This window comes from Alkalihalophilus lindianensis, from assembly GCF_032843265.1.
Taxonomy (GTDB): domain Bacteria; phylum Bacillota; class Bacilli; order Bacillales; family Bacillaceae_D; genus Alkalihalophilus; species Alkalihalophilus lindianensis.
In genome coordinates, this window is sequence record NZ_JAWJBA010000605.1 from 1 (window position 1) to 258 (window position 258).

The window sequence follows — 258 nt, forward strand, 5'->3', positions numbered from 1 at the left end:
GGCACCGGCATCCCGCCCGACGTCCTGCCCAAGATCTTCGAGCCGTTCTTCACCACCAAGGAGGTGGGGAAGGGGACAGGGCTGGGCCTGTCCACCGTCTACGGCATCGTCAAGCAATCGGGCCGATACATCTTCGCGGACTCGAAGCCGGGGCAGGGTGCGACCTTCACCATCTACCTCCCCGTCCACGCCGCGCTCGGCGGTGCGCCGGCGCCCCAGCGCGCCACGCCGCGTCCCAAGCCCGCGGCCGAGCTTTGG

The 258-nt window shown here is 70.2% G+C and carries 1 protein-coding gene; it reads left to right on the plus strand.

The annotated features are described in order from the left end of the window. Window positions 1–258, plus strand: a 258-nt coding sequence (locus RYX56_RS26675; RefSeq protein WP_317124284.1) for an ATP-binding protein, incomplete at both ends; no start/stop codon positions are given.